The following is a 433-nucleotide window of genomic DNA, read 5'->3' as shown; positions in this document are numbered from 1 at the left end:
GCGGTCGGCCGGCGTCGGCCGGGGGATGCGGCGCAGGCAGGCCCAGTCCCGGTGCCCCGAACTGGCGGTGTTCACCGACGACCCGGGGCGGGACGCGCGCCTGTTCGAGTCCGTCGCGGCGGCGGTCGAGGAGCTGGTCGTCGGTGTGGACGTCGTCCGGCCGGGCCTGGTGGCCGTGCCGGCCTCCGGCGCGTCCGGGTACTTCGGCGGTGAGGAACGGCTGGTCGAGCTGCTGTTGGACCACGTCTCCTCGCACGCGGGGGTGGAATGCCAGATCGGGATCGCCGACGGGCTGTTCGCCGCCACCCTGGCCGCGCACCGGTCGACGCTGGTGGAACCGGGCGCGGCCCCCGGTTTCCTCGCACCGCTGGACGTCGCCGAGCTGGACGCCGCCGAGCTGGACGCCGCCCGACCGGGGACCGCGGGGCCGGAC

General features: G+C 76.7%; 1 protein-coding gene. It reads left to right on the top strand.

Translation table 11 applies throughout. The features are described from left to right. A partial coding sequence (locus SACPADRAFT_RS0223045; RefSeq protein WP_456153875.1) for a Y-family DNA polymerase occupies positions 1-433 on the top strand: 433 nt, incomplete at both ends.

The organism is Saccharomonospora iraqiensis subsp. paurometabolica YIM 90007, assembly GCF_000231035.2.
Classification (GTDB): Bacteria; Actinomycetota; Actinomycetes; order Mycobacteriales; family Pseudonocardiaceae; genus Saccharomonospora; species Saccharomonospora paurometabolica.
This window is presented reverse-complemented; position numbering and strand designations above follow the sequence as displayed.